The 2,966-nt window shown below is 67.8% G+C and carries 3 protein-coding genes; all 3 read right to left on the reverse strand.

Translation table 11 applies throughout. The features are described from left to right. On the reverse strand, window positions 1–1,180 hold a 1,180-nt coding region (locus tag ACXJKH_RS17830), incomplete at its 3' end, for a glycosyl hydrolase 2 galactose-binding domain-containing protein (protein WP_457321328.1). Window positions 1,181–1,304: 124 nt separating this feature from the next. Next, window positions 1,305–2,513, reverse strand: a complete 1,209-nt coding sequence (locus tag ACXJKH_RS17835) for an AGE family epimerase/isomerase (RefSeq protein ID WP_457321329.1) — start codon at window positions 2,511–2,513, stop codon at window positions 1,305–1,307. Continuing rightward, a partial coding sequence (locus tag ACXJKH_RS17840; RefSeq protein ID WP_457321331.1) for a PfkB family carbohydrate kinase occupies window positions 2,510–2,966 on the reverse strand: 457 nt, incomplete at its 5' end. The genes ACXJKH_RS17835 and ACXJKH_RS17840, both read right to left, overlap by 4 nt.

The following is a 2,966-nucleotide window of genomic DNA, read 5'->3' on the forward strand; positions in this document are numbered from 1 at the left end:
GTTCGCGGCGGATCCGCGCCGCATCGATCCGCGCCGGGAACATGTCGAACGGAATGACGTTGGCGCCCTTGGCGAAGATCGGCACGCCGTTGATCACGAAGGCGAAGCCCTGCCCGCCCTGGCGGTCGGCCTCGCGACGCAGCTCCACGGTGCGCAGGCCGATGCGCTGCTCGATACGGCGTGGCGTAGCACTCTCGGGTGCCAGCGTGGCACGCACGGTATAGCGCGCCTGTTCGCCCTGCCCCGCCGGCCACCAGCGGCGCGGCTGTTTGAGCGAGACCGGCACGGTAATGGCGTTGTCGCCGGCACGCAGCGAGGCGACACGATCGATGCGGGCCACCGACACACCGTCCGGATCCAGCATCTCCACGCGCACTGCAGCAGTGCCACGCGCGGCGCTTTCCACCTGCACGGTGATCGCCAGATCGGCATGCGCGGCGTCCAGCGCCCGAGTGTGCACGGCCACGTCGGTCAAGCGCTGTGCATCCCAGCTGTCGAGCAGCACCGGGCGCCAGATCCCCGCCGTCACATAACGCGGGCCCCAATCCCAACCGAAGTGGTAACCGGGCTTGCGCACGAAATTGCCGACCATCGCGTCCTTGGGCTCATCGCCATACGGCGAGGGATAGTTGCCGGCGATCTTGTGCGGCATCGCCTGCACGCCCGGCAGCAGGGTCCTGATCGGCGACCGCAACACGATGCGCAGTTCATTGCCGGTGGCACGCAACCGGCCGTCCACCCGCGCGCGCCAGGTGCGGTGGCTGTTGTTGGCCWGCAACAGCGGTTTCCCGTTCAAACTCACCGTGGCGAAGGTGTCCAGGCCTTGAAACGCCAACTCGGCATGCGCGCGTGCAAGCGTGGCCGCGTCTACGTCGAAGCGCGCACGGTATTCCCAGTCGGCCAGCCCGATCCACTGCAGGTCCGCCTCGGGCGCCCCCACGTAGGGATCGGGGATCACCCCCTGCGCCAGCAGGTCGGTATGCACCGCGCCTGGCACCTGCGCGGTGCGCCACTGCTGCAGGCCGGGGTGCGCGGCACCGCGCGCGTCACCGGGCAGCAGGCGGAATGACCAGTCCGCCGCCAAGGGGGCGGCCGCTACGGGAAGTGCCCACGCGGTCAGCAGGACCAGCAACAGCCAGCAGGCCGGTGCAACGACATGGGAACGGCGGTGCGCGCGCATGGTGGGCTGCCTGGTTGTGGGAGCAGCCGACCAACGGTCGGCTCTGCCGGGGTTTGGGGTAGCCGACCAACGGTCGGCTCTACCGGGGCTTGGGGTAGCCGACCAACGGTCGGCTCCGCCGGATTCAACGGACTACGTTGAGCACTTCGTAGCACGCGCCCATGGTGTGGTAATCGGTCTTGCCGGCCGGGCTTTTTTCGTCGCTGTACGTGCGGTTGTCCGCATCCAGGATGCGGTACCAGCCACCGTAACGATGGTCGATCATGTGCTCCCAGGCATAGCCCCAGAGCTTGTCGTACCAATCCCAGTACACGGCATCACCGGTCCGCTTGGCCAGCAGCGCGGCGGTGGCCAGCGACTCGGCCTGTACCCAGAAATACTTGTCGTCATCACAGACGCTGCCATCGGGCGCGAAACCGTAATACAGACCACCGCGCGCGGCATCCCAACTGCGCTCAACGGCCACGTCGAACAGGTGCCGCGCGGTGGGCACCAGCCACTCGGCCTGGACGTGCCGATCCAGGATCAGCAGCAGCTTGGCCCATTCGGTCTGGTGGCCGGGCTGGAAGCCCCACGGGCGGAACAGGTGCTTGGGGTTGTCGCGGTTGTAGTCCCAATCGATCTGCCACTGCGGATCGTAGTGCTCCCACACCAGGCCATCGCCCTGCGCGGCCTGGCGGCGGGTCATGTGGTCGGCCAGCAGCAGCGCGCGATCCAGGTAGCGCTGCTCGGCACTGGCCTCGAAAGCGGCGAGCATCGCCTCGCACATGTGCATGTTGGCGTTCTGGCCACGGTAATCGCTGAAGTTCCACGCGGCGTCGGCTTCGTCCTTGTACAGGCCGAACGCCGACTCCCAGAAACGCGTCTCCAACAGTTGCCAGGTCTCGTCCATCCATGCGCGCGCGTCGCCGATGCCGGCCTTGAGCGCACAGCTGTAGGCCAGCAGCACGAAGGCCACGCCGTAGCAGTGGTTGGTGGCATCTTCGACCACGCCATCGCGCAGGGTCCAGGCGTAGCCGCCGGTGGCCGCGTTGCGGTGGACCTCGCGCAGGTAGCGCACGCCGTGCTCGACCGCCGCCAGGTCCTCGGGCTTGCCAAACTCCCGGTAGGCCATGGCGTGGTTGAACACGAAACGGGTGCTGCTGACCAGGTGCCGATGCGCAGTGTCGTACACGCTGCCATCGTCAAGGTAGTAGTGGAAGAAGCCGCCCTTCGGGTCGATCTCGTGCGGCTGGTAGAAGGCCATGGTCTGCGCGATGTGGGCGCGCAGGAATTCGGGCGAGCGAAAATCGGGGGTCGGCGGAACCGGGGTGCCATTGATGGGCGTGTTCATGCGGCGTCATCCTGTTGTTGCTGCAGCAGTTGCTGGACTTCTTCAAGGCTGGGCATGGCCGCGAACGCACCCTTGCGGGTGACCGCGAGCGCACCGACGGCGGCACCGAAGCGGATCGCACCGGTCAACGCGGCCGGGTCCTGGCAGAAACCGGCGAACCCGGCKCCATCACCACCGCGCTCACCGATGCCGAACAGCAGGCCGCCGACAAACGCATCGCCGGCGGCAGTAGAGTCCACCGTCTGCACGCGGAAGCCGGTGAGTACGCCATCGGCGTGGCGGGTGTGCCAGCGGATCGGCGCGGCACCGTCGGTGATCACCACCGCCTGGGCCTGCGCGGCCAGCAGACGCGCAATCACCGCCGCGTCGCCACCGGCCTGGTCGGCGGCCAGATACTCCAGCTCCTCGCGCGAGAGTTTGACCAGATCGGCCAGCACCAGCGCGTCCCACAGT

The organism is Stenotrophomonas sp. P5_B8, from assembly GCF_054049855.1.